The organism is Actinokineospora guangxiensis, from assembly GCF_042657845.1.
Lineage (GTDB): Bacteria > Actinomycetota > Actinomycetes > Mycobacteriales > Pseudonocardiaceae > Actinokineospora > Actinokineospora guangxiensis.
This window is the reverse complement of the sequence record NZ_JBHSKF010000001.1, coordinates 514,109-535,666: the sequence shown is the minus strand read 5'-3', so window position 1 is coordinate 535,666 and position 21,558 is coordinate 514,109. Positions and strand designations below refer to the sequence as shown.

Sequence of the window (21,558 nt, the reverse complement as noted above, 5' to 3'; positions counted from 1 at the left end):
ACCTGCGTGCTCTAGACCTGCGTGCTCTGGACCGTCCTCTGGGGACTCGGGCCCAGCTCGAAGGGCAGGTCCTCGGTGTGCAGGACGCCGAGGCGCTGGGTGGCCCTGGTCAGCGCCACGTAGAGGTCGTTGAGGCCGCGGGCGGACTCGGCGACCACGGCGGCGGGCTCGACCAGCAGGACCTCGTCGAACTCCAGGCCCTTGGCCTGGCGGACCGTCAGCACCGCGACGCGGCTCTCCAGGTCGGGGCGCTCGCCGACGGCGGCGTCCGGGACCGCGCCCAGGACAGCGGCGCCCACGTCGTCGGCCAGGCGCTGGGGGACGAGCACCGCCAGCGTGCCCTCCCGGTCGCGGGCCGCTTCACCAGCCGCCGCTGCGGCGAGTTCGGTCGTGCGGCGCGACCAGGGGACGTGCCCGCTCTCGCGAACCGATGTCGGGGGCTCGACCGGCGCGCCGACGCGGGTGAGCACCTCGGTGGCGACGGCCATGATCTCGGCGGGCGTGCGGTAGTTGACGGTCAGCTCCGCGCGGCGCCAGCGGTCGGCGACGTACGGGGTGAGCACGTCGGCCCACGCGTCGGCCCCGGCCAGGGCGCCGGTCTGGGCGACGTCGCCGACCAGGGTCATCGAGCGGGCCGGGCAGCGGCGCATGAGGACCCGCCAGGCCATCGCCGAGAGTTCCTGGGCCTCGTCCACGATGACGTGGCCGAAGGTCCAGTCGCGGTCGGCGGCGGCGCGCTCGGCCGCGGTGCGGTGGTCGGTGTCCTCCTGGCGCTCGGCCAGCCTGCCCGCGTCGATGAGGTCGTGGGCGAGCAGGATGTCCGGGTCGGCCTCGTCCTCCAGTTGGAGGATGTCGAGGACGCCCTGGGCGTAGTTCTCCGCGTCGCGCTGCCGCTGGGCGGCGCGGGCGCGCTCGGCGCGGTCGTCGACGCCGAGGAGTTCGGCGGCCTCGTCCAGCAGCGGGGCGTCGGCCGGGGTCCACGGCTGCTCCGGTGCGCGGCGCAGCAGGGCGCGCTCGGCCTGGGGGTGCTCGGGCATGGCGGCGGCGAGCCGGTCGTCGTCGGCGTAGAGGTCGGTGAGCAGGCGCTGCGGGGTGAGCGTCGGCCACAGCTCGGCGACGGCGGCCCGCACCTCGTCGTCGGCGGCCAGCTCGCGGCGTATGTCGGCGAGGTCGCACGCGTCGAGGAACTCCGCGCCGAGGCGCTGGGCCTCCTGGCGGGTGAGGGTCTCCACGATCTCGCGCTCGAAGACCTCGCGGGCGTGGTTGTGCAGCCTGCCGGAGCGCCTGGCCCGGTCACCGGCGGCGGCGATCTCGGCCGGGGTGAGCGTCATCTCCACCCGCTCGACCTCGATGACCAGCGGCTCCTCCGGCACGACCTGGCGGTCGCCGACGGCGCGGCGCAGCACCTCGACCATCTCCACGCGCCCCTTCACCTCGGCGGCCTCCTGCGATTCCAGGCCGGTCGCGGTCACGCCGGGGAACAGGTCGCCGACGGTCTGCAGGAGCACGCCGGTCTCGCCGAGGGACGGCAGGACCTGGCCGATGTACTTGAGGAAGGTCGCGTTCGGCCCGACGATCAGCACGCCGCGGCGGGCCAGCAGCTCGCGGTGGGTGTAGAGCAGGAAGGCGGCGCGGTGCAGGGCGACGGCCGTCTTGCCCGTCCCCGGCCCGCCCTGCACGACCAGCACGCCGGTGAGCGCGGAGCGGATGACCTCGTCCTGCTCGGCCTGGATGGTCTCCACGATGTCGCGCATGACGCCCTGGCGGGTGGCGTTGAGCGCGGCCAGCAGCGCCGTCTCCCCCGCCGCGCCGAGGGCGAGGCCGTCGTCGGTGGCGGCGTCGCGGGTGGTGGAGATGTCGAGGTTCTCGTCGTCGATCGAGGTGACCTTGCGCATGCTCGTGCGGATGTGGCGGCGCCTGCGCACGCCCTGCGGCGAGGCGGCGGTGGCGAGGTAGAACGGGCGGGCGGCGGGCGCGCGCCAATCGAGCTGCAAGGGCTCGTAGTCGTTGTCCCTGTCGAATAGGCCCATGCGGCCGATGTAGATCGTGGTGTCGGCCGCGGCGTCACGGGAGAAATCGAGCCTGCCGAAGCAGAGGCCGTTCTCGACGGCGTCGTATTGGGCGCGTTGGGCGCTCAGCTCCGCGACGGTCGCGTCGCGCAGCGACATGGCCTGCGGCAGGCTGCTGACCTCGCGCAGCGTGCGGGCGAGGCGCTCGTCGGCGTCGGCCCGCAGCTGGTCGAGGTGCGCGTAGAGCATGGTCAGGTATTCCTGCTCCACACCGATTTCGTTTGACAAACGCCCTCCAACGACGTTATTATGTCCACAGTTTCCCGGCCGCCTTTCGAGGCGGCCTTTTTTTCTGCGCAGACGAACACCAATATACGCGCTGAATACCGCGGTTCTCAGGCCCCGGGGCGGGTGAGCCCGTCGGCGTCGGCCCCGAGGCTGGTCACGATCTCCTCGGTGCGCGCGATCGCCTCGGCCGCCCGCGCGCCCTCGCCGGTCTCGGTGAGGTCGAGCAGCCGGATCGGCGGGCCGAGGTCGACCAGCGTCGGCAGGTACTCGGCCTCGCTCACCGTCCACGCCCCGTCCTGCTCCACGAAGCGGAACCGGGCCAGCGCGCCCTCCTCGGTGGTGCCCTTCGGCTCGGCGTGCCGGGCGACCTGGTTGCCGAGGCCGTAGGTGACCCACTTGCCGTTGACCTTCTCGAAGGGCTGCACCACGTGCGCGTGGTGGCCGATGATCAGGTCGACGGCGGGGTCGCCGAGCAGCCGCTCGGCGATGTCGCGCTGTTCGGCGGTGGCCTCGTGGCTGCCCTCGACGCCCCAGTGCAGGCTGGCGACCACAACGTCCGCGCCCGCCTCCCGCGCGGCTTCGGCCTCGGCGATGATCTCGCCGACGTCGATGACGTTGGACATCCACGGCTTGCCGCTGGGCCGCTCGGTGCCGCTGTTGAAGGCGAAGGTGTGCGACAGCCAGCCGACCTTCGCGCCGGGCACGTCGAGCACCAGCGGGGTCTCGGCGTCCTCGCGGTCGCGCGCCGAGCCGGTGTAGGCCAGGCCCGCGGCCTCCAGCGCGTCGAGCGTGCTCAGCGCGCCCTGCTCGCCGTGGTCCATGGTGTGGTTGGAGGCGGTGGTGCAGACGTCGTAGCCGGTCTCGGCGAGCCCGGTGGCGACCTCGGGCGGGGCGATGAAGCGCGGATAGCCCGCGAACGGCCCGTCGGCCCCGGCCAGCGGCACCTCAAGGTGGCAGACGGCCAGGTCGGCGCCCTCGACGGCGGGGCGGATGCCCGCGAGCAGCGGCGCGTAGTCGCGCCCGGACCCGCCGTCGGACTCGGCCTGTTCGGTCAGCGCGGGGTGGATGAGCACGTCGCCGCCCGCGATGACGGTGAACCCCGCCGCGGCGGGCGCGGCGGTCGCGGTGGTCGCGGTGGTCGTCGCCGGAGCGGGCGCCGCGCTGGGCCCGGCGCCGCTGGCGGGCGCGGGCAGCCCCGGCACGGGCGAGGAGCACCCCGCCACGGCACCGACGACGAAGACGACCCCCAGGAGACGACGCACGCGCGCACCCTACCCAGCGCTAGCGGTCCCGGAGCCGGTGCACCTGCAGCGCCAGGTGGATCTGCAGCGAGCGCTCCGGCTCCTGCCAGTCCGCGCCCAGCAGCGCGCCGACGCGCTCCAGCCGCTGGACCACGGTGTTGACGTGGACGTGCAGCACGTCCTTGGCTCGGGTCAGGTTGGTGCCGCAGGCGAAGTACGCCTCCAGCGTGCGGACCAGGTCGGTGCCGCGGCGCTCGTCGTAGTCCAGGACCGGGCCGAGGGTGGCGCGCACGTAGCCCGACAGGTCCGCGCCGTCGCCGAGCAGCAGGCCGACGAAGCCGAGGTCCTCGGCCGAGCCGCCGTGCCCGGCGCGGCCGAGGGCGATCAGCGACCGGGCGCAGCGGGCGGCGGCGGTGTAGGCCTCGGCCAGCCCGGTCGGGCCGATCGCAGGCCCCGCGGCCCCGACCGTCACCGGGCCGTCGCCGCCCAGCTCGGCGGCCATCCTGGCGGCCAGCGCGCCGGGCCGGGCGGCCGTGGCGAGCACGACCACCTGCTCGGCGTGCACCCCGGCCAGCACCCCGAAGCGGGCGGCGGCCAGCGCGAGCCGCCGCCGGGAGAGGTGGTCGGCGGTGGCCACGAGAACCGCGTGCGGGGCGGTCAGGTCGACCCCGACCCGCCTGCCGCGGTCGACCAGCGCCGCCGGGTTGCGCTCGGGGGCGGTGAGCAGGTCGGTCAGCAGCTCGCCGCGCACCTCGTCCTCGGCGGCGGCGACCGAGCGGCGCAGCAGGAGCAGCAGGGCGGTCACCACGCCCGCGCGCTCGAACAGCCGCCGGTCGGCGTCGTCCAGCTCGGGGCGGCCGGTGAGCACGAGGCTGCCCAGCGGCTCCGGTCCGGCCAGCACCGCGCACACCCACGAGTCGCCGGTGGCCACCGCGCGGCCGGTGCGCCGGGCGGCGGCGACCGCCTCGGCCGAGGGCGCCGCGCACTCCCCGGCCGAGGCCAGCAGCGCGCCGTCGGCGTCGAAGGCGGCGATCCCGCCGTGCAGCACGGTGGCGACCGCGGCCGCCACCGACGGCAGGTCGCCGCCGCGCAGCACCAGGTCCATCAGCCGGTCGTGCGCCTCCTCGGCGCGGCGCATCGCCGCGTTGTGGGCGCTGATCGTCTCGTGGGCGGCGTTGCGGTCGGCGAGGGCCTGGCGGGTCTCGTCCAGCAGGTGCGCGTTGTCGATGGCGATCGCGGCGTGGTCGGCCAGCGAGCTGAGCAGCGCCACCTCCTCGGCGGCGAACTCGCGCGGGGTGCGGTCGGCGGCGTAGAGCACCCCGATCACCTTCGCGCCCAGCGACAGCGGCACGCCGAGGATCGCCCGCAGGCCCTCCTCGCGCACGGATGAGTCGATGGGCGAGGTGTGCAGGAACCGCTCGTCGGCGAAGTAGTCGCGGGTGGCGTACGGCAGCGCCGTCTGCGCGACCAGGCCGCCGAGCCCTTCGCCCATGCCGAGGGTGACCTGCTGGAACAGCGCCGAGACCGACCCGTCGGTGACCCGCATGTAGGTCTGGCCGATGCGCTCGTCGTTCATGCTCAGGTACGAGACGTCGACGTTGAGCAGCATCCGCGCCCGGTGCACGATCGAGCGCAGCACCGCGTCGGTGTCGCGCAGCTGCGCGAGGTCGCTGGCGGTGTCGAACAGGGCCGCCAGCTCGGCCTCGCGCCGCTGGTGGGCGGCCACCGTGGCGCGCACCCGCAGCGCGTCCTCGGTGGCCCGCTCCAGCTCGGCGAGCGCCGCGCCCGCCAGCCCGGCCGCCCGCGCGGAGACCGCGACCTGGGCGAGCCGCTCCCGGCCCGCGCCGTCGGCCAGCAGGGCGAGCAGCCCGCTGACCGGGTCGGCGGTGGGCGGGGTCGGCGTCACACGGGTCATCGTCGCACCGGCGGGCGGTCGGCGGTCAGACCGCTTGGGCGGTCTTGGGCCGGGTGGGCTCCTCGGCGTCGTCGTGCAGCGACTGGCCCCTGGTCTCGCGGGCGGCGAGCACGGCGACCACGGTGATGGCCGACATCGAGCAGACGTAGAGCGCCACCGGAAGCGTGCTGTCGTAGCGCTGGAACAGCGCGGTCGCGATCAGCGGGGCGAGCGCGCCCGCGGCGACCGAGGACAGCTGGCCGCCGATGGAGAGCCCGGTGTAGCGGTAGCGGGTCGGGAACTGCTCGCTGAAGAACGCCGCCTGCGGCCCGTACATCGCCCCGTGCAGCACCAGGCCCACGGTCGCGGCGAGGATGATCAGGCCGGAGGACCGGGTGTCCAGCAGCGCGAAGAACGCGAAGGACCACGCCGCGACCCCGACCGCGCCGATCAGGTACACCGGCCTGCGGCCGATGCGGTCGGAGAGCGCGCCCCACAGCGGGATCGCCAGGAAGTGGACAGCCGACCCGATCAGCACCGCGTTCAGCCCGACGGTGCGCGCCATGTCCAGGCCGGTGGTCACGTACACGAGGATGAACGCGGTGATCACGTAGTAGGAGACGTTCTCGGCCATGCGCGAGCCGATGGTGATCAGCACCCGCCGCCAGCCGTGGCGGAACACCTCGACCACCGGCACGTGCTTCTCCCGCGCGTCGGCCTTGGCCTGCGCGGCCATGAACACCGGCGACTCGGTGACCGTCAGCCTGATCCAGAGCCCGATGACGACCAGCACGCCGGAGAGCAGGAACGGCACGCGCCAGCCCCAGGACAGGAACGCCTCGTCGGACTGGGTGGCCGCCATGATGGCCAGCACCGCGGTGGCCAGCAGGTTGCCGCCCGGCGCGCCGCACTGCGGCCAGGACGCCCAGAACCCGCGGCGCTTGTCGTCGCCGTGCTCGGAGACGATCAGCACCGCGCCGCCCCACTCGCCGCCGAGCGCGAAGCCCTGCACCAGGCGCAGCAGCGTCAGCAGGATCGGCGCGGCGGCGCCGATCGCGGCGTAGGTCGGCAGCAGACCCATCGCGAAGGTCGCGCCACCCATCAGCAGCAGGCTCAGGACCAGCAGCTTCTTGCGTCCGACCTTGTCGCCGAAGTGCCCGAAGACCAGGCCGCCGATCGGGCGGGCCAGGAACCCGATGGCGTAGGTGGTGAACGCCAGCAGGGTGCCGGTGAGCGGGTCGGCGGTGGGGAAGAACAGCTTGTTGAACACCAGCGCCGCGGCGGCGGTGTAGAGGAAGAAGTCATACCACTCGACGGTGGTGCCGATCAGGCTCGCGCCGACGATCCGCACGAAGGACGACTTTGGCTTCGATGGCTTCGCGGACATGGGGGGTCACCGGTCTTCTGCTAGGGGAGCGCGCAGGGGGAGCTTTCTCACGTGGCGGTCCAGCCGCCGTCGACCGGGACCGACGCCCCGGTCAGGTGCGCCGCGTGCGGCCCGCAGAGCCACACGACGAGCGCGGCGACGTCCTCGGCGGCGATGAGCCGCTTGAGCGGTACCCGCTCCAGCAGGACCCGCTCCACGACGTCGTCCTCATCGATGCCGTGCTCGCGCGCCTGGGCGGCGATCTGGGCCTCGACCAGGGGGGTGCCGACGTAGCCGGGGCTGACGCACACGCTGGTCACCCCGTGGGGGGCGCCTTCGACGGCGGTCACCTTCGACAGGCCCTCCAGCGCGTGCTTGGCCGTCACGTAGGCGGACTTGAACGCGCTGGCCCGCAGGCCGTGCACGCTGGAGATGTTGACCACGCGGCCCCATCCCCTGGCGTACATGTGCGGCAGGGCCGCCCTGATCAGCAGGAACGGCGCGGTGACCATCACCTGCTGGATCAGCGCGAAGCGCTCCGGCGGGAACTCGTGCAGGGCGGCGACGTGCTGGAGCCCGGCGTTGTTCACCAGGACGTCCACTTCCGGGACCGCCGCGCAGAGCGCGGCGACGGCGTCCGGGTCGGCCAGGTCCGCGGTGTGCGCGACCCCGCCCACCGCGGCGGCGACCGACTCGGCGCCGGGGCCGTCCCGGTCGACCACGTGCACCTTGGCCCCCGCGGCGGCCAGGGCGGCGGCGCAGGCGGCGCCGATGCCCGACGCCCCGCCGGTCACCAGCGCGGTGCGCCCGTCGAGCGTGTGATGCGGACCACTGGTCATGCCGGGAAACGGTAGGCTGGGCTGGTCCGGCCAACCATGTGTCGGCCGCCTACACCTTCGCCGCCGGTGGTGGTGGGACCCACCACGACGGAACCGGACACGGGGCGTGGGCGTTGGAGTGCGCAGCGGCGCGCCGACCCTATGATCGTCCGGGTCGGGCGTGGAGTGCCCAGAGACGGAGCGTGTGACTTTGATTTGTCCGAAGTGCCAGAGCACCATGAAGACGGTCGACCGGCAGGGCATCCACATCGACCAGTGCGATAGCTGCCGCGGCATCTTCCTCGACCGCGGTGAGCTGGAGCAGATCCTGACCGCGGAGCAGCGCTACCAGGCCGCCGCCGCGGGCCCGCCGCCGCCGTACCAGCCCGCCCCGGGCGCGTACCCGGCGCAGCCCGCCCCGGCCGCCTACCCGCCCGCCCCCCAGCCCGGCTACGGCCAGCCGGTCTACCGCGACTCGCCCCCCGGGTACGGGCACCGCGACTCGCCTCCCGGATACGGCCACCACGGCGGCTACGGCCACGGCGGGCACTACAAGAAGCGCCGCAAGAGCTTCCTCGAGGAGCTGTTCGACTGACGAACCCGATGATCTGCGCGGCCTGCGGCGAGTGGGCCGACGCGCCGACGGTCGACGGGGACGTCCTGCTCTGCCGCGGGTGTGGGCACCGGGAGCCGTTCCACCGGCTCCCGGTGTTCGCGCTGACCGGGCCCAGCGGGACGGGCAAGTCGACGGTCTGCAAGCGCCTGGGGGCGCTGCTCGGCGACGACGTCCTGGTGCTGGAGCAGGACGTGCTCTGGATCGGCGCGCTGCGCGATCCCGCCGACGACTTCGGCTCCTTCCGCCAGACCTGGCTGCGGATGATCGCCATGCTCAACCAGAGCGGGCGCCCCTCCGTGCTGTGCGGCACGGTCGCGCCGCCGCAGTTCGAGTCGCGCCCGGAGCGCCTGCTCTTCTCCGAGATCCACTACCTGGCCCTCGTCGCCGACGACGACGTCCTGCGCGCGCGGCTGAGCGCGCGCCCCGCCTGGCGCGGCTGGCAGGACGAGGCCCGCATCGCCGACATGCTGCGCTTCAACGCCTGGGTGAAGGCCAACGCCGCGACCACCGACCCGCCGATGGAGCTGCTGGACACCACGCACGCCCCGGTGGCGGAGACGGCCGCCGCGGTGGCCGCCTGGGTGCGCGCCCGGCTGCGCGTGTGACCCATCCCGCAAGCACCTCCGCTTGCAGTAGCTAGCACTTCGGCGTAGCGTCGTCCTCGTCAGGGAATGAGGAGACGCGCCGTGGACAAGTCTTACGACAAGCCATTGGACAAGGTCGCCGACCTCGGCCGGGACATCGGCGACTACATCAAGCAGCAGCGCAACCAGGCCAAGATCTCGCTGCGCCAGCTGTCCAAGCTCGCCGGTGTGTCCAACCCGTACCTGAGCCAGATCGAACGCGGCCTGCGCAAGCCGAGCGCGGAGATCCTGCAGCAGATCGCCAAGGGGCTGCGCATCTCCGCGGAGGCGCTGTACGTCCAGGCCGGAATCCTGGACGTGCCCGCGGGTGGGCCGGTCGTCGACGCCGTGCGCGCCGCCGACGAGCTCACCGAGCGCCAGAAGCAGATCCTGCTGGACATCTACCAGTCATTCCGGCGGGAAAACGACCAGTCCACAGCAGACGAATCCGAAGTGGACACCGAAGGAGTGAGCCAGGATGACCAAGACCGATGAGGTCCGCGAGCAGGCCATCGCCGCGGTGAACACCGCGATCGAGCAGATCCGCACCCCGCTGCTGGCCGCCCTCGGCGCGGGCGACCTCGCCGCCAAGGCCGTCGCCGACGCCGTGCAGCGCGCCAAGGAGCGCGCCGAGAACACCCGCGAGGCGGTCAACGACCTGCCCAACCGCGTGGACCCCAACGAGCTGCGCAAGCTCGTCGACGAGTACACCGACGCGGCCGTGAAGCTCTACCAGAAGCTGGCCGACCAGGGCGAGGACACCCTCGACAAGCTGAAGGCGCAACCGCAGGTCAAGAAGGCCATCGAGCAGCTGGAAGAGGCCATCGCCACCGCCTCGGAGCGGGCGGGCGACGTCGCAGGCGACGCTCGTGTGCTGGCCGAGGACGTGCTGACCCGCGTCACCCGCAAGACCCGCTCGGTCGGCGAGAAGAGCGCCATCACCGCCCAGCGCGTCGCCGCCGAGGTCGCCGAGGCCGTCGAGGAGGCCGGTGACGACCTCGCCCACGAGGTCCGCAGCACCAGCCGCCGGGTCGCCAACAAGACCGCCCCGGCCCGCAAGCCCGCGACCACCCGCGCCGCCGCCACCGGCACCGGCAGCACCACCAACGGCACCGCGCGCAAGAGCACCCCGAAGACCGACAAGTAACGCGTCTTCGCAGATGGGCCCGGGGATGATCCGCCCCGGGCCCATCTCTATGGTGATCGTCCAGCGGGGCACGTAGTCTGGTGGCGTGCCGATGGCAGCTATCTGGATTCTGAACGTGATCTCCTGGGCGGCGATCCCGGTGGGCGCGTTCGCGTTCATCCACGCCCTGCTCCAAAGGCCCGACGCGTACTCGGCGGCCGACCGGATGTCCAAGCCCGCGTGGCTGGGCATCACCGCGGGCGCGCTCGCGGCGCTGCTGCTGTTCAGCTTCGCCGGGACGGGCTGGATCTTCTGGATGGCGGGCCTGGTCGCCGCGCTGGTCTACATCGTGGACGTGCGCCCCCGGCTCATCGAGGTGCAGCGCGGCCAGCGCTGGTAGGGGTCAGCTCCGGGAGACGAACGCCAGCAGCACCCCGGTCGCCAGCAGCGCCCCCAGGATCAGCACCGAGCACCCCCACAGCGCCCGCGCGCCGCGCACCGCGAGCACGACAGCGCCCGCGGCGGCCAGCACCACCACGAGCGTGAAGAGGACGGTCCCGGTCACCGGGCTCCCGCCCATGGCCGGTCCCAGCAGCAGGACCAGGAAGCTCACCAGCCCCGCCGCCGCGAGCAGCGCGGCGGCGGCGATGAGCACCAGGGGGCGGGACACCCGCCGACCTTAGATCAGGTGTCCTCGGGGATGATCAGCCAGCAGGCGAGGTAGATGACCGCGCCCGTGCCGAAGCCGAGCAGCGTGGCCCCGACGAGCAGGATGCGCACGAGCGCGGCGTCGACGCCCATCAGGCGGGCGATGCCGCCGCAGACACCGGCGACCATGCGGTCGGACTTGCTGCGGCGGAGCTTGCGGACCTTGGTGTCGGTGTACTCGTTCATGTCCCCAAGCCTGCCCGCGCCGGGCGGGCGCCACATCGGGGAACGACCCGGAATCCCAGCTCAGGGTGACCCCGGGCCCGGGTCCGGATACCGTGGCCGGGTGCACACCCCCGATGAGGTCGCCACCGCGCTCGACCGCGTCGGGTACCTGGCCGACACCGGCGTGGCCACCGCCGCCTACCTGGCCACCGCTCTGGGCAGGCCGCTGTTCTGCGAGGGCGAGCCCGGCACCGGCAAGACGGCGCTGGCGCTGGCGCTGGCCCGCGCGCTCGACCTGCCGCTGATCCGCCTGCAGTGCCACGAGGGCATCGACGCCGCCCAGGCGCTCTACGACTGGGACTTCCCCCGCCAGCTGCTGCACCTGCGCGCCCTGGAGGCCGCGGGCCCGGTGGACGCCGACGAGGCCGAGAAGTCGCTGTACACCAGGCGGTTCCTGCTCGCCCGGCCGCTGCTGCGGGCGCTGGAGGAGGCGCCGTGCGTGCTGCTGGTCGACGAGGTCGACCGCGCCGACGACGAGTTCGAGGCGCTGCTGCTCGAAGTGCTCGGCGAGCACAGCGTCTCCATCCCCGAGCTGGGCGAGGTGCGCGCCACCGCGCCACCGCTGGTGGTGCTCACCTCCAACCGCACCCGCGAGGTGCACGACGCGCTCAAGCGCCGCTGCCTCTACCACTGGCTCGACCACCCCGACCTGCCGCGCGAGGTCGCGATCCTGCGGCGCACGCTGCCCGGCGTCACCGCCGCCCTCGCCGAGCAGGTCGCCCGCGCGGTCGGGCGGATGCGCGGGGCCGACCTGCTGAAGCCGCCCGGGGTCGCGGAGTCCATCGACTGGGCCAGGGCGCTGCTCGCCCTCGGCCGCGACGAGCTGGACGCGGCGACGGCGGCGGCCACGCTGGGCGCGGTGCTCAAGTACCGCGAGGACGTCGACCGGGTGGTCACCGCCGGGCTGGACGCGCTGCTCAGCGGCTGAAAACCGGTCGCCGCGCAAGGGGCCGACCAGCGATGATGGCCGCCGGGGAGCGGACCGGCCCGGCGAGTGGCGGCGCTCGGGGCGCTCCGCTCCCCGCATCAGGCGCAGAATGGCGGGATGGACCCGCTGCCCGGTCTGACCGGTTTCGCGACGGCGCTGCGCGCCGCCGGGGTCGGCGCCGGTCCCGACCGGGTGCGCGCCTACCTCGCCGCGGCCGCGGCGCTGGGCGCCGACGACCTCGGCCGCCTCTACTGGGCGGGCAGGCTGACGCTGTGCGGCGAGCCCGACGACCTGCCCCGCTACGACGACGCCTTCCGCGCCTGGTTCGGCGGCGACTCCCCCAAGCCCCCGCCGCGCACCGCCCGGCCGACGCCCCGCCGCTCCACCATCGCCGCGCTGACCGGCGCCCAGGCCCGCGCGGGCGGCGAGCCCGACGCACACCCGGGCGCGAGCGACGCCGAGGTGCTGCGCCACCGCGACGTCTCCGGCCTCACCGCCGCCGAGCGCGCGCACCTGCGCGAGCTGATCGCCCTGCTGCGCCCCGAGCCGCCCGCGCGCCCGGCCGCCCGCCGCCGCCCCGACCGCCGCGGCCCGCTCGACCCCGACCGGGTGCTGCGCGCGCTGCTGGCCACCGGCGGCGAGCCGGTCCGGCTGCCGCGCTCGCGCCGGGGCACCCGCCCGCGCCGGGTCGTGCTGCTCATCGACGTCTCCGGCTCCATGCACCCCTACGCCGACACGCTGCTGCGCTTCGCCCACGCGGTGGCCCGGCGCTCGCCCGCCGAGGTGTTCACCCTCGGCACCCGGCTGACCCGGCTCACCCGCCAGCTGCGCGGGCGCGACCCGGAGCAGGCGCTCGCCGCCGCCGCGCGCGCCGTCCCCGACTTCGCGGGCGGCACGCGCCTGGGCGAGACGCTGCGCGTGTTCCTGGACCGCTGGGGGCAGCGCGGCGTGGCCCGGCGCGCGGTGGTGGTGCTGTTCTCCGACGGCTGGGAGCGCGGCGACCCCGCCGCGCTCGGCGAGCAGGTGGCGCGGCTGGCGCGGCTGGCCCACCGGGTGCTGTGGGTCAACCCGCACGCCGGCGCCGACGGCTACGCGCCGGTGCAGTCCGGGATCGCCGCCGCCCTGCCCCACGTCGACCGGTTGCTGGCCGGGCACAGCCTGGCCATGCTCGACGAACTCCTGCGAGAGGTGCGCCGTGCGTGATGTGTTGGACGAGGTCCTGGCCCGCTGGTCGGCCGGGGAGGCGGTCGCGGTCGGCACCGTGGTGGCCACCTTCTCCTCGGCCCCGCGCGCGCCAGGCGCGGCGATGGCGGTGGCCGCCGACGGGACCGTCTCGGGCAGCGTGTCCGGCGGGTGCGTCGAGGGCGCGGTCTACGAGCTGGGCCGCGAGGCGATCGCCGGGGGCCGCGCGGTGCTGCAGCGCTACGGGGTCAGCGACGACGACGCCTTCGCCGTCGGGCTGACCTGCGGCGGGATCATCGACGTCTTCGTGCAGCGGGTGGACCGCGAGTCCTTCCCCGAGCTGGGCGAGCTGGCCGAGTCGGTGCGCGCGGAGGTGCCGGTCGCCGTCGCCACGGTCATCGCCCACCCGGGTGATCTCGTGGGCAGGCGGGTCGTGGTCTGGCCGGACCGCGCCGCGGGCACGACGGGGTCGGCGCGGGTCGACGCCGCGGTGACCGACGACGCGCGGGGCCTGCTGGCGGGCGGGCGCACCGCGACGCTGTCCTACGGCCCCGACGGCGAGCGGCGCGGCGAGGGCATGCGGGTGTTCGTCAACTCCTACGAGCCGCCGCCGCGGCTGCTGGTCTTCGGCGCGATCGACTTCGCCTCGGCGATGGCGGGCATGGGCTCCTTCCTCGGCTACCGGGTGACCGTCTGCGACGCGCGGCCGGTGTTCGCCACGGTGTCGCGCTTCCCCGGCGCGCACGAGGTGGTCGTGGACTGGCCGCACCGCTACCTGAGCGCCGAACTGGACGCCGGTCGCGTGGACGAGCGCACGGTGGTGTGCGTGCTGACCCACGATCCCAAGTTCGACGTGCCGGTGCTGCAGGTCGCCTTGCGCGCGAAGCTGGGCTACGTCGGCGCGATGGGCTCGCGGCGCACCCACGACGACCGGCTCGCGCGGCTGCGCGAGGCCGGGCTGACCGAGGCCGAGCTGTCCGGCCTGGCCTCGCCGATCGGCCTCGACCTGGGCGCGCGCACCCCGGAGGAGACCGCGGTGTCGATCGCCGCGGAGATCATCGCGCTGCGCTGGGGCGGGGCCGGGACGCGGCTGGCCGAGGGCTCCGGGCGGATTCACGGATAACCGCGCGAGCGGGCGAGTTGTCCACAGGCGGGGGACGAGGGGTTGCCGGTTCAACTTTCCAGTAGCAGGCTCGGTTGTGAGCCCGGTCACCGCCCACCACTGGAGGCTTGATGCGCATCACCGTCAGCGTCGACGGAACGACCTACACCGATGAGGTCGAGCCGCGCCTTCTCCTCGTGCACTACCTGCGCGAACGCCTCGGGAAAGTCGGGACGGTCGTCGGCTGCGACACCAGCAACTGCGGCGCCTGCACCGTCCACCTCGACGGCCACAGCGTGAAGTCCTGCTCGGTGCTGGCCGTGCAGGCCGACGGCCGCGAGGTCGCCACCGTCGAGGGGCTGGCCCGCGACGGGCAGCTGCACCCGGTGCAGCAGGCGTTCCACGACAACCACGCACTGCAGTGCGGCTTCTGCACCCCCGGGATGATCATGCAGGCGATCGACCTGCTGGCTGATGACCCCGACCCCGATGAGGAGACCGTGCGCACCGGCATGGAGGGCAACCTCTGCCGCTGCACCGGCTACCAGAACATCGTCCGCGCCGTGCGCGACGCCGCGGGCCGCATGCGCCCCGGCGCGGGCCCGGAGGCCGAACGCGTCGACCAGCGCTCCGCCCAACTCTCCGGAGGCGAGTGATGAATCCCGTGTCGATCGCTGATCGCACAGCTCTGCCGAGCACCTCGCAGCCGCTGACAAGGGGACCGGGCACTGACCACCGTGCCCACGGGCGGTGCGCACCCAGCGCGGCCACCATGCGGAAACTCGGGGAGGCGGGACAGTGACTGCTACGGCTGAACCGGAGGTCGGCAAGGCGCGGCTGCGCAAGGAGGACGCGCGGCTGATCACCGGGCGGACCCGCTGGACCGACAACATCACCCTGCCCGGCCTGCTGCACGTGGCGTTCCTGCGCAGCCCGGTCGCCCACGCCAGGATCACCGCCATCGACGTCTCGGCGGCGCGGTCCATGCCCGGCGTGGTCGCCGTCTTCACCGGCCGCGACTTCGCCGACGAGCAGGGCAGCCTGCCGTGCGCGTGGCCGATCACCGAGGACATGAAGTCGCCGAACGCGCCGTCGCTGGCCGTCGACGAGGTCAACTTCGCCGGTGAGGCGGTGGCCGTCGTGCTGGCCCGCGGCCGCTACGAGGCCGCCGACGCGCTCGCCGCGATCGACGTCGACTACGAGGACCTGCCGGTCGTGCTGGACATGGCCGCCGCCGTCGCCGACGGCGCCGACCTCGTGCACCCCGAGCTGGAGACCAACAAGTCCGCCACCTGGGTCTTCGACTCGGCCGAGGCGGGCACCGGCGGCGACGTCAACCTGGCCATCGCCGAGGCCGAGGTGCTCATCGAGCGCACCTACCGCCAGCAGCGGCTGATCCCGGCGTTCATGGAGCCGCGCTCGGTCGTGGTCGACCCGACGGGCGAGCAGTACACGATGTGGTCGGCCACCCAGGTCCCGCACATCCTGCGGCTGATGGTCGCCCTCACCACCGGCACGCCCGAGCACAAGGTGCGGGTCATCGCCCCCGACGTCGGCGGCGGCTTCGGCGGCAAGCTCCAGGTGACCCCGGAGGAGGTCATCTGCCTGCTGCTGGCCAAGCGCCTGGGCAAGCCGGTCAAGTGGACCGAGACCCGCTCGGAGTCGCTGCTCTCGGCCCACCACGGCCGCGACCAGATCCAGAAGCTCACCCTCACCGCCAAGCGCGACGGCACGGTCACCGGGCTCAAGGTGGAGCTGCTCGCCGACATGGGCGCCTACCTGCGCCTGGTCACCCCGGGCGTGCCGATCCTGGGCGCGTTCATGTTCAACGCGATCTACAAGTTCCCGGCCTACCACTTCTCCTGCACCAACGTCTTCACCAACAAGACCCCGACGGACGCCTACCGCGGCGCCGGGCGGCCCGAGGCCACCTTCGCCATCGAGCGGCTGATGGACGAGCTGGCCGTCGAGGTCGGCATGGACCCGCTGGCCGTGCGCGAGCTGAACTGGATCAAGCACGAGGAGTTCCCGTTCACCACGGTGGCCGGGCTGGAGTACGACACGGGCAACTACGAGGCCGCCACCGAGAAGGCCAAGCAGCTCTTCGGCTACGACGAGCTGCGCCGCGAGCAAGCCGAACGCCGCGAGCGCGGCGACATCGTGCAGCTGGGCATCGGCATCTCGACCTTCACCGAGATGTGCGGGCTGGCGCCGTCGCGGGTGCTGGGCGCGCTGTCCTACGCCGCGGGCGGCTGGGAGCACGCCGCGGTCCGGATGCTGCCCAGCGGCAAGGTCGAGGTCGTCACCGGCTCCTCGGCGCACGGGCAGGGCCACGAGACGGCCTGGAGCCAGATCGTCGCCGACCAGCTCGGCGTGCCGTTCGAGGACGTGGAGGTGCTGCACGGCGACACCCAGATCTCCCCGCGCGGGCTCGACACCTACGGCTCGCGCTCGCTGGCCGTCGGCGCGATCGCGGTGGTCAAGGCCGCGGAGAAGGTCGTGGCGAAGGCCAAGGCGATCGCCGCGCACCTGATGGAGTGCGCCGAGGACGACCTGGACTTCGACAACGGCACCTTCACCGTGCGCGGCACCGACAAGTCCACCGGCATGGGCGACATCGCCTTCGCCGTGTTCTCCGCCCACAACCTGCCCGACGGGATGGAGCCGTCGCTGGACGCCGAGGCCACCTACGACCCGGAGAATTTCTCCTACCCGCACGGCACGCACCTGTGCGCCGCCGAGGTCGACACCGAGACCGGCGGGATCACGCTGCGCAAGTACGTCTGCGTGGACGACATCGGCACGGTGGTCAACCCGATGATCGTGGAGGGCCAGGTGCACGGCGGGCTCGCGCAGGGCATCGCGCAGGCGCTGTTCGAGGAGGCGGTGCACGACGAGTCGGGCACGCTCACCACCGGCACCTTCGCCGACTACCTGCTGCCCTCGGCGGCGGACCTGCCGTTCTTCGAGGTCGACCGCACCGAGACGCCGTCCTCGACGAACCCGCTGGGCGTCAAGGGCGTCGGCGAGGCGGGCACGATCGCCTCGACGCCCGCGGTGGTCAACGCCGTCGTGGACGCGGTGCGCCACCTCGGCGTCAGCGACATCGCCATGCCGTGCACCCCGATGCGGGTGTGGACGGCCATCAGGACCGGTCGGCCCGACGCGGGCGGACCGGGTGGGTCGGAGGCGGGCGGCGGTCTCGGCTCCCTGTCCGGAGGTGGCAAGTGATCCCCGCCGAGTTCGACTACACAGCCCCGTCCACTGTGGACGAGGCGGTCAGCGCGCTGGCGGCCGCGGGCGAGGACGCCAAGGTCATCGCGGGCGGGCAGAGCCTGCTGCCGGTGCTGCGCATGCGCCTGGCCGCCCCGACGACGCTGATCGACCTCGGCCGCGTCGCCGAGCTGCACGGCATCCGCGAGGACGGCGAGCACATCGCCATCGGCGCGATGACCAGCCACTACGAGGTGCAGCGCGACCCGCTCGTGGAGCACCACCTGCACCTGCTGAAGCTGGCCACCGACACCGTCGCCGACCCCCAGGTCCGCCACCGCGGCACCCTCGGCGGCGCGCTGGCCCACGCCGACCCGGCGGGCGATCTCTCCGCGCCGTGCCTGGCCATGGGCGCTGAGCTGGTGCTCTGCGGGCCCGGCGGGCGGCGCACGGTGCCCGCCGCGGACTTCTTCGTCGACTTCTTCACCACCGCGATGGCCGCCGACGAGATCCTGGTGGAGGTCCGCCTGCCCAAGCACACCGGCTGGCACGCCCACTACGAGAAGTTCAACCGCGTCGCCCAGGCGTGGTCGATCGTCGGCGTGGCGGCGTGCCTGCGGGTCGAGGGCGGCACAGGCGGCACGGTGGCCGAGGCCAGGGTCGCGCTGACCAACATGGCCGCCGTGCCGGTGCGCGCGGCGGCGGTGGAGGCGGCGCTGGTGGGTCAGCCCGCCACCGCCGAGTCGATCCGCGCCGCCGCGGCGCACGCCGCCGAGGGCACCTCCCCGACGGCTGACGGCAACGCCGACCGCGAGTACCGCGAGCACCTGGCCCGCGTCCTCACCGGCCGGGCGCTCACCGCGGCGGCAGGGGTCTGAGGTGCGGCTGGAGCACGAGTTCCGCGTCCCCGCCCCGCTCGCCGAGGTGTGGGCCGCGGTCCTCGACCCGCAGCGGGTGGCGCCGTGCATGCCCGGCGCCACCCTGACCGGCGTCGACGGCGACACCTTCACCGGCACGGTGAAGGTGAAGCTCGGCCCGATCTCCCTGACCTACAAGGGCAAGGGCGAGTTCGTCGAGCGCGACGAGGCCGCGCGCCGGGTGGTGATCAAGGCGTCCGGCAAGGACTCGCAGGGCAACGGCACGGCCTCCGCCGCGGTCACCCTGACCCTCTCGGAGGACGGCGGCGAGACGGTCGGCAAGGTCGACACCGACCTGTCGATCACCGGCAAGCCCGCCCAGTTCGGGCGCGGGCTGATCGGCGAGGTCGGCGGCAAGATCCTGGACAGCTTCGCGGGCTGCCTGTCCCGCAAGCTGACCGCGCCCCCCGACGAGCCCCCCGCCCCGCGCGAGCCGGTGGAGGACGCCCCGGGCGGTCCGCCCGCGGCGCGGGCCGCCCCGGGCGCCGGAGCGGGCAACGCGAGCGCCGCGGACCCCGCAGGCGACACCCCGGCCGCCACCGACCCGCCCGCCGGTAACGGCGCGGCGGCCGGGCGGAGCGGGCCTGGTCAGGGTTCGGGCGGCACCGGGGCGGGCGCGGCGGCGCGCAAGCTCGCCGCCGCGCCGGAACCGCGGCCCGAGCCGGAGGCCGAGCCGATCGACCTGATGGAGCTGGCGGGCACGTCGGTGGCCAAGCGGGCCGTTCCGGTCGCCGTGCTGCTGGCGGTGCTCGGGGTGGTCGTCGCGGTGGTGCGGCGCAGGAGGGGCTAGGGGCAGGCCCAGAAGGAGTGGGCCCAGAAGGAGTGGGCGCAGAAGAAGGGGGCGGCTGCCGTCACCGGGACTCCCGGAGCGGCAGCCGCCCTGCTGCCCGGTGCTGCCTCAGGCGAGCGCGCAGGTGGTGGCCGGGTCGTTCGGGCGCTGGAAGCCGATGGTGGCCGACGCGGGCGCGCGGCCCGTCGCCAGCCAGGTCTCCATGGCGGTGAAGGCGCTCAGGTAGCAGGGGCCGATGGGGCGCAGCCGGTCCGGGTGCACGTCGTAGAGGCCGTCGACGTGGTTGCCGCCCTCGACCCGGAAGTAGCGGTGCAGGCGCGACGCGCCGCGCTCGGCGACCATCCCGGCGTAGGCGTCGGAGTCGCTGATCGGCAGCAGAGTGTCCAGGTCGCCGTGCAGGGTGATCAGCGGCTTGCCGATGCGCCCGGTCAGCGAGATCCGGGCGACGGCCTGGTGCACCGAGTTCGGCCGCGTGGCGTAGTCGTAGTCGGTGTCGCAGCGCGGCGTCCCGCTCGCGCAGAACGGGGCCCCGGCCTCCAGCGCGCCGTCGAAGCCCGGGTCGAACTCCTCGCGGTAGATGCGCTGGGTCAGGTCCCAGTAGACGCGGTAGTGGTAGTCCCACAGGAACTCCGTGCCCGCCGGGAAGCCGGTCGGCCGCCCCTGCGGGTAGGCGCGCAGGGCGGGCGGCAGCGTGGTGAACAGGTTCGGGCCCTCGGCCGTCCAGAGCGCGCCTTCCCAGTCCACGCCGCCGTCGTAGAGCCACGGGACGTTCTCCAGCTGCCAGCGCACCAGGTAGCCGCCATTGGAGATGCCCGCGGCGATCGTGCGGGTGACCGGCCGCTGGTAGTGCTTCCACGCCGCCAGCTCGGCGGCCACGGTCAGCTGGGTGACCCGCGCGTGCCACTCGGCCAGGGCGTCGCCGGGCCTGCGGCCGTCCTGGAAGAACGCCGCGCCGCTGTTGCCCTTGTCGGTGGCGGCGAAGGCGTAGCCCGCGGCCAGGGCGTGGTCGGCGATGGCGCGGTCGTTGGCGTACTGGCGGCGCACGCCCGGCGCGCCGGAGACGACCAGGCCGCCGTTCCAGTTCCGCGGCAGCCGCAGGACGAACTGGGCGTCGTGGTTCCAGCCGTGGTGGGTGTTGGTGGTCGAGGAGTCCGGGAAGTAGCCGTCGACCTGCACGCCGGGCACCGCGGCCGGGACGGGCAGCCCGGCCGAGGTCAGGCCCGCCCAGTCGGCGGCGACGGTGTGCCCGGAGGCGAGGGTGCCGGTGGTGGTCAGGTCGTCCAGGCAGGCGGACTTCTGCACGGCGGCGCCCGGCACGCGCGGCGCGGCGCAGCCGGGGGCGGCGACCGCGGCGGACGGGGACAGGGTCGCGGCCAACGCGACCGCGACCAGCGCGGTCGGCAGCGAAAGACGGGGGCGCATGGGCACCGACGGTAAGCGGGGTCACACCCCCTGGCCATGCCCGCGGCCTACACATCCCCGCGCGCCGCTGTGGTGCCGCGCACCGTGGTCCGGCCCCCCGGAGCCGACCTAGCGTCGGGAGACCGACATCACAAGGAGGTGGTGGTATGCGCGCGGCAGCAGTCGCTCTGCTGACCCTCGCGGCGCTCCTGGCAGCGCCCGCGGCGCAGGCGGCGACCGAGGTCCCGTCGTTCGGCAGCAACCCCGGGGCGCTGAAGATGTTCCGCTACGCCCCGCCGGGCCTGGCCCAGGGCAGGCCGGTCGTCATCGCCCTGCACGGCTGCACCCTGGACGCGGCCTACGGCGACACGTCCGGCTGGACCGAACTCGCGCGGCGCTTCGGGTTCACCGTCGTCATGGCCCAGCAGCAGCAGCTCAACAACTACAACCGGTGCTTCAACTGGTTCCAGGCCACCGACACCGCGCGCGGGCGCGGCGAGGCCGAGTCGATCGCCCAGATGACCCGCAAGGCGCTCGCCGAGGCGGGCACCGCCAAGGCGCACGTCACCGGCCTGTCCGCCGGCGGCGGGATGACCTCGGTGATGCTGGCGGCCTACCCGGAGCTGTACTCGGCGGGCGGCATCGTGGCGGGCATCCCGCACGGCTGCGCCGTCGCCCTGTACGAGGCGTTCAGCTGCATGAGCCCCGGCAAGGACCTCACGCCCGCGCAGTGGGGGGCGAAGGTCAGGGCGGCCAGCGGGCACACCGGGCCGTGGCCGAGGGTCAGCGTCTGGCACGGCACCGCCGACACCACGGTCGCGCCCGCGAACATGCGCGAGATCGTCGAGCAGTGGACCAACGTGCACGGCATCCCGGCCACTCCGACCGGCAACGACACGGTGAACGGCTACCCGCGCGCCCGCTACGGCACCGCGGTGGAGACCTACACGATCACCGGTATGGGCCACGGCCAGCCGGTCGACCCCGGGACGGCGGCGGGCCAGTGCGGCCGCGCGGTGGCCTACGTCCTGGACGTCAACCACTGCGCGGCCTGGCACATGGCCGCCGCCTGGGGGATCGGCTGACCCGGTCGGTGCTATCCGGGGGGCTG

General features: G+C 74.1%; 21 protein-coding genes. 13 read left to right on the top strand and 8 right to left on the bottom strand.

Annotated elements, in window-relative coordinates:
• Positions 1–11: 11 nt before the first annotated feature.
• The 5 genes from ACFPM7_RS02445 to ACFPM7_RS02425 all read right to left on the bottom strand — a co-directional run bounded on the left by ACFPM7_RS02445 (position 12) and on the right by ACFPM7_RS02425 (position 7,637).
• Positions 12–2,258, bottom strand: a complete 2,247-nt coding sequence (locus ACFPM7_RS02445; RefSeq protein WP_378243827.1) for a HelD family protein — start codon at positions 2,256–2,258, stop codon at positions 12–14.
• A 146-nt stretch (positions 2,259–2,404) separates the two neighbouring features.
• Positions 2,405–3,559, bottom strand: coding sequence for a CapA family protein (locus tag ACFPM7_RS02440; protein ID WP_378243257.1), 1,155 nt, complete (start codon positions 3,557–3,559; stop codon positions 2,405–2,407).
• A gap of 19 nt (positions 3,560–3,578) precedes the next feature.
• Positions 3,579–5,453, bottom strand: a complete 1,875-nt coding sequence (locus tag ACFPM7_RS02435; protein WP_378243255.1) for a helix-turn-helix domain-containing protein — start codon at positions 5,451–5,453, stop codon at positions 3,579–3,581.
• 25 nt (positions 5,454–5,478) lie between these two features.
• The gene (locus ACFPM7_RS02430; RefSeq protein ID WP_378243253.1) at positions 5,479–6,819 is read right to left on the bottom strand and encodes an MFS transporter; all 1,341 of its coding nucleotides are present in this window, start codon (positions 6,817–6,819) and stop codon (positions 5,479–5,481) included.
• Between the two features lie 47 nt (positions 6,820–6,866).
• Positions 6,867–7,637, bottom strand: a complete 771-nt coding sequence (locus ACFPM7_RS02425; protein WP_378243251.1) for a 3-hydroxybutyrate dehydrogenase — start codon at positions 7,635–7,637, stop codon at positions 6,867–6,869.
• A gap of 190 nt (positions 7,638–7,827) precedes the next feature.
• Between ACFPM7_RS02425 and ACFPM7_RS02420 the strand changes: the two genes are divergently transcribed.
• From ACFPM7_RS02420 to ACFPM7_RS02400, 5 genes are all read left to right on the top strand, one after another.
• Positions 7,828–8,211 (top strand): TFIIB-type zinc ribbon-containing protein, encoded by a 384-nt coding sequence (locus tag ACFPM7_RS02420; RefSeq protein ID WP_378243825.1) that lies wholly within the window; start codon positions 7,828–7,830, stop codon positions 8,209–8,211.
• An 8-nt stretch (positions 8,212–8,219) separates the two neighbouring features.
• Positions 8,220–8,837 carry a P-loop nucleotide/nucleoside kinase family protein gene (locus ACFPM7_RS02415; protein ID WP_378243249.1) on the top strand — a complete coding sequence of 206 codons (618 nt, stop codon included), beginning with the start codon at positions 8,220–8,222 and terminating at the stop codon, positions 8,835–8,837.
• 81 nt (positions 8,838–8,918) lie between these two features.
• Positions 8,919–9,350 carry a helix-turn-helix domain-containing protein gene (locus ACFPM7_RS02410; protein WP_378243247.1) on the top strand — a complete coding sequence of 144 codons (432 nt, stop codon included), beginning with the start codon at positions 8,919–8,921 and terminating at the stop codon, positions 9,348–9,350.
• Positions 9,334–10,002 (top strand): hypothetical protein, encoded by a 669-nt coding sequence (locus ACFPM7_RS02405; RefSeq protein WP_378243245.1) that lies wholly within the window; start codon positions 9,334–9,336, stop codon positions 10,000–10,002. The genes ACFPM7_RS02410 and ACFPM7_RS02405 overlap by 17 nt, the downstream gene beginning before the upstream one ends.
• 91 nt (positions 10,003–10,093) lie before the next feature.
• Complete coding sequence (locus ACFPM7_RS02400) at positions 10,094–10,381, top strand: DUF2516 family protein (RefSeq protein WP_378243823.1); 288 nt, start codon at positions 10,094–10,096, stop codon at positions 10,379–10,381.
• A gap of 3 nt (positions 10,382–10,384) precedes the next feature.
• Here the strand turns inward: ACFPM7_RS02400 and ACFPM7_RS02395 are convergent, their stop codons facing one another.
• Positions 10,385–10,651: a hypothetical protein gene (locus ACFPM7_RS02395; protein WP_378243243.1), complete on the bottom strand. Its 267-nt coding sequence runs from the start codon at positions 10,649–10,651 to the stop codon at positions 10,385–10,387.
• 14 nt (positions 10,652–10,665) lie between these two features.
• A complete protein-coding gene (locus ACFPM7_RS02390) occupies positions 10,666–10,875 on the bottom strand; it encodes a PspC domain-containing protein (RefSeq protein WP_378243241.1) in 210 nt (69 codons plus the stop codon).
• On the opposite strand from ACFPM7_RS02390, the gene ACFPM7_RS02385 reads away from it, so the two are divergent.
• The 7 genes from ACFPM7_RS02385 (at position 10,874) to ACFPM7_RS02355 (ending at position 19,046) form a co-directional block, all read left to right on the top strand.
• Positions 10,874–11,842 (top strand): AAA family ATPase, encoded by a 969-nt coding sequence (locus ACFPM7_RS02385; RefSeq protein ID WP_378243239.1) that lies wholly within the window; start codon positions 10,874–10,876, stop codon positions 11,840–11,842. The two genes, ACFPM7_RS02390 and ACFPM7_RS02385, sit on opposite strands and share 2 nt — an antisense overlap.
• 117 nt (positions 11,843–11,959) lie before the next feature.
• Complete coding sequence (locus tag ACFPM7_RS02380) at positions 11,960–13,045, top strand: vWA domain-containing protein (RefSeq protein WP_378243237.1); 1,086 nt, start codon at positions 11,960–11,962, stop codon at positions 13,043–13,045.
• Positions 13,038–14,147, top strand: a complete 1,110-nt coding sequence (locus tag ACFPM7_RS02375) for an XdhC family protein (protein WP_378243235.1) — start codon at positions 13,038–13,040, stop codon at positions 14,145–14,147. Before ACFPM7_RS02380 ends, ACFPM7_RS02375 begins: the two co-directional genes overlap by 8 nt.
• Before the next feature lie 110 nt (positions 14,148–14,257).
• On the top strand, positions 14,258–14,782 hold the full coding sequence (locus ACFPM7_RS02370) for a (2Fe-2S)-binding protein (protein WP_378243232.1): 525 nt from the start codon (positions 14,258–14,260) through the stop codon (positions 14,780–14,782).
• 142 nt (positions 14,783–14,924) lie between these two features.
• Complete coding sequence (locus tag ACFPM7_RS02365) at positions 14,925–17,357, top strand: xanthine dehydrogenase family protein molybdopterin-binding subunit (RefSeq protein WP_378243230.1); 2,433 nt, start codon at positions 14,925–14,927, stop codon at positions 17,355–17,357.
• Positions 17,354–18,217 carry an FAD binding domain-containing protein gene (locus tag ACFPM7_RS02360; RefSeq protein ID WP_378243228.1) on the top strand — a complete coding sequence of 288 codons (864 nt, stop codon included), beginning with the start codon at positions 17,354–17,356 and terminating at the stop codon, positions 18,215–18,217. Before ACFPM7_RS02365 ends, ACFPM7_RS02360 begins: the two co-directional genes overlap by 4 nt.
• Position 18,218: 1 nt before the next feature.
• Entirely contained in the window at positions 18,219–19,046 is an 828-nt protein-coding gene (locus ACFPM7_RS02355; RefSeq protein WP_378243226.1) for an SRPBCC family protein, read from the top strand.
• 108 nt (positions 19,047–19,154) lie between these two features.
• On the opposite strand, the gene ACFPM7_RS02350 is transcribed toward ACFPM7_RS02355, so the two are convergent.
• Positions 19,155–20,468: a tannase/feruloyl esterase family alpha/beta hydrolase gene (locus ACFPM7_RS02350; protein ID WP_378243223.1), complete on the bottom strand. Its 1,314-nt coding sequence runs from the start codon at positions 20,466–20,468 to the stop codon at positions 19,155–19,157.
• Positions 20,469–20,614: 146 nt separating this feature from the next.
• Here ACFPM7_RS02350 and ACFPM7_RS02345 point away from each other — a divergent pair, with 146 nt between their 5' ends.
• Positions 20,615–21,532: an extracellular catalytic domain type 1 short-chain-length polyhydroxyalkanoate depolymerase gene (locus ACFPM7_RS02345; protein ID WP_378243221.1), complete on the top strand. Its 918-nt coding sequence runs from the start codon at positions 20,615–20,617 to the stop codon at positions 21,530–21,532.
• Positions 21,533–21,558: the final 26 nt, after the last annotated feature.

What these genes read in the sequence shown, in the direction of transcription:
- ACFPM7_RS02345 (WP_378243221.1), top strand. Translation starts at nt 20,615, where the DNA reads ATGCGCGCGGCAGCAGTCGCTCTGCTGACCCTCGCGGCGCTCCTGGCA.
- ACFPM7_RS02400 (WP_378243823.1), top strand. Translation starts at nt 10,094, where the DNA reads ATGGCAGCTATCTGGATTCTGAACGTGATCTCCTGGGCGGCGATCCCG.
- ACFPM7_RS02405 (WP_378243245.1), top strand. Translation starts at nt 9,334, where the DNA reads ATGACCAAGACCGATGAGGTCCGCGAGCAGGCCATCGCCGCGGTGAAC.
- ACFPM7_RS02380 (WP_378243237.1), top strand. Translation starts at nt 11,960, where the DNA reads ATGGACCCGCTGCCCGGTCTGACCGGTTTCGCGACGGCGCTGCGCGCC.
- ACFPM7_RS02425 (WP_378243251.1), bottom strand. Translation starts at nt 7,637, where the DNA reads ATGACCAGTGGTCCGCATCACACGCTCGACGGGCGCACCGCGCTGGTG.
- ACFPM7_RS02430 (WP_378243253.1), bottom strand. Translation starts at nt 6,819, where the DNA reads ATGTCCGCGAAGCCATCGAAGCCAAAGTCGTCCTTCGTGCGGATCGTC.
- ACFPM7_RS02435 (WP_378243255.1), bottom strand. Translation starts at nt 5,453, where the DNA reads ATGACCCGTGTGACGCCGACCCCGCCCACCGCCGACCCGGTCAGCGGG.
- ACFPM7_RS02390 (WP_378243241.1), bottom strand. Translation starts at nt 10,875, where the DNA reads ATGAACGAGTACACCGACACCAAGGTCCGCAAGCTCCGCCGCAGCAAG.
- ACFPM7_RS02385 (WP_378243239.1), top strand. Translation starts at nt 10,874, where the DNA reads ATGTCCCCAAGCCTGCCCGCGCCGGGCGGGCGCCACATCGGGGAACGA.
- ACFPM7_RS02415 (WP_378243249.1), top strand. Translation starts at nt 8,220, where the DNA reads ATGATCTGCGCGGCCTGCGGCGAGTGGGCCGACGCGCCGACGGTCGAC.
- ACFPM7_RS02370 (WP_378243232.1), top strand. Translation starts at nt 14,258, where the DNA reads ATGCGCATCACCGTCAGCGTCGACGGAACGACCTACACCGATGAGGTC.
- ACFPM7_RS02350 (WP_378243223.1), bottom strand. Translation starts at nt 20,468, where the DNA reads ATGCGCCCCCGTCTTTCGCTGCCGACCGCGCTGGTCGCGGTCGCGTTG.
- ACFPM7_RS02445 (WP_378243827.1), bottom strand. Translation starts at nt 2,258, where the DNA reads ATGCTCTACGCGCACCTCGACCAGCTGCGGGCCGACGCCGACGAGCGC.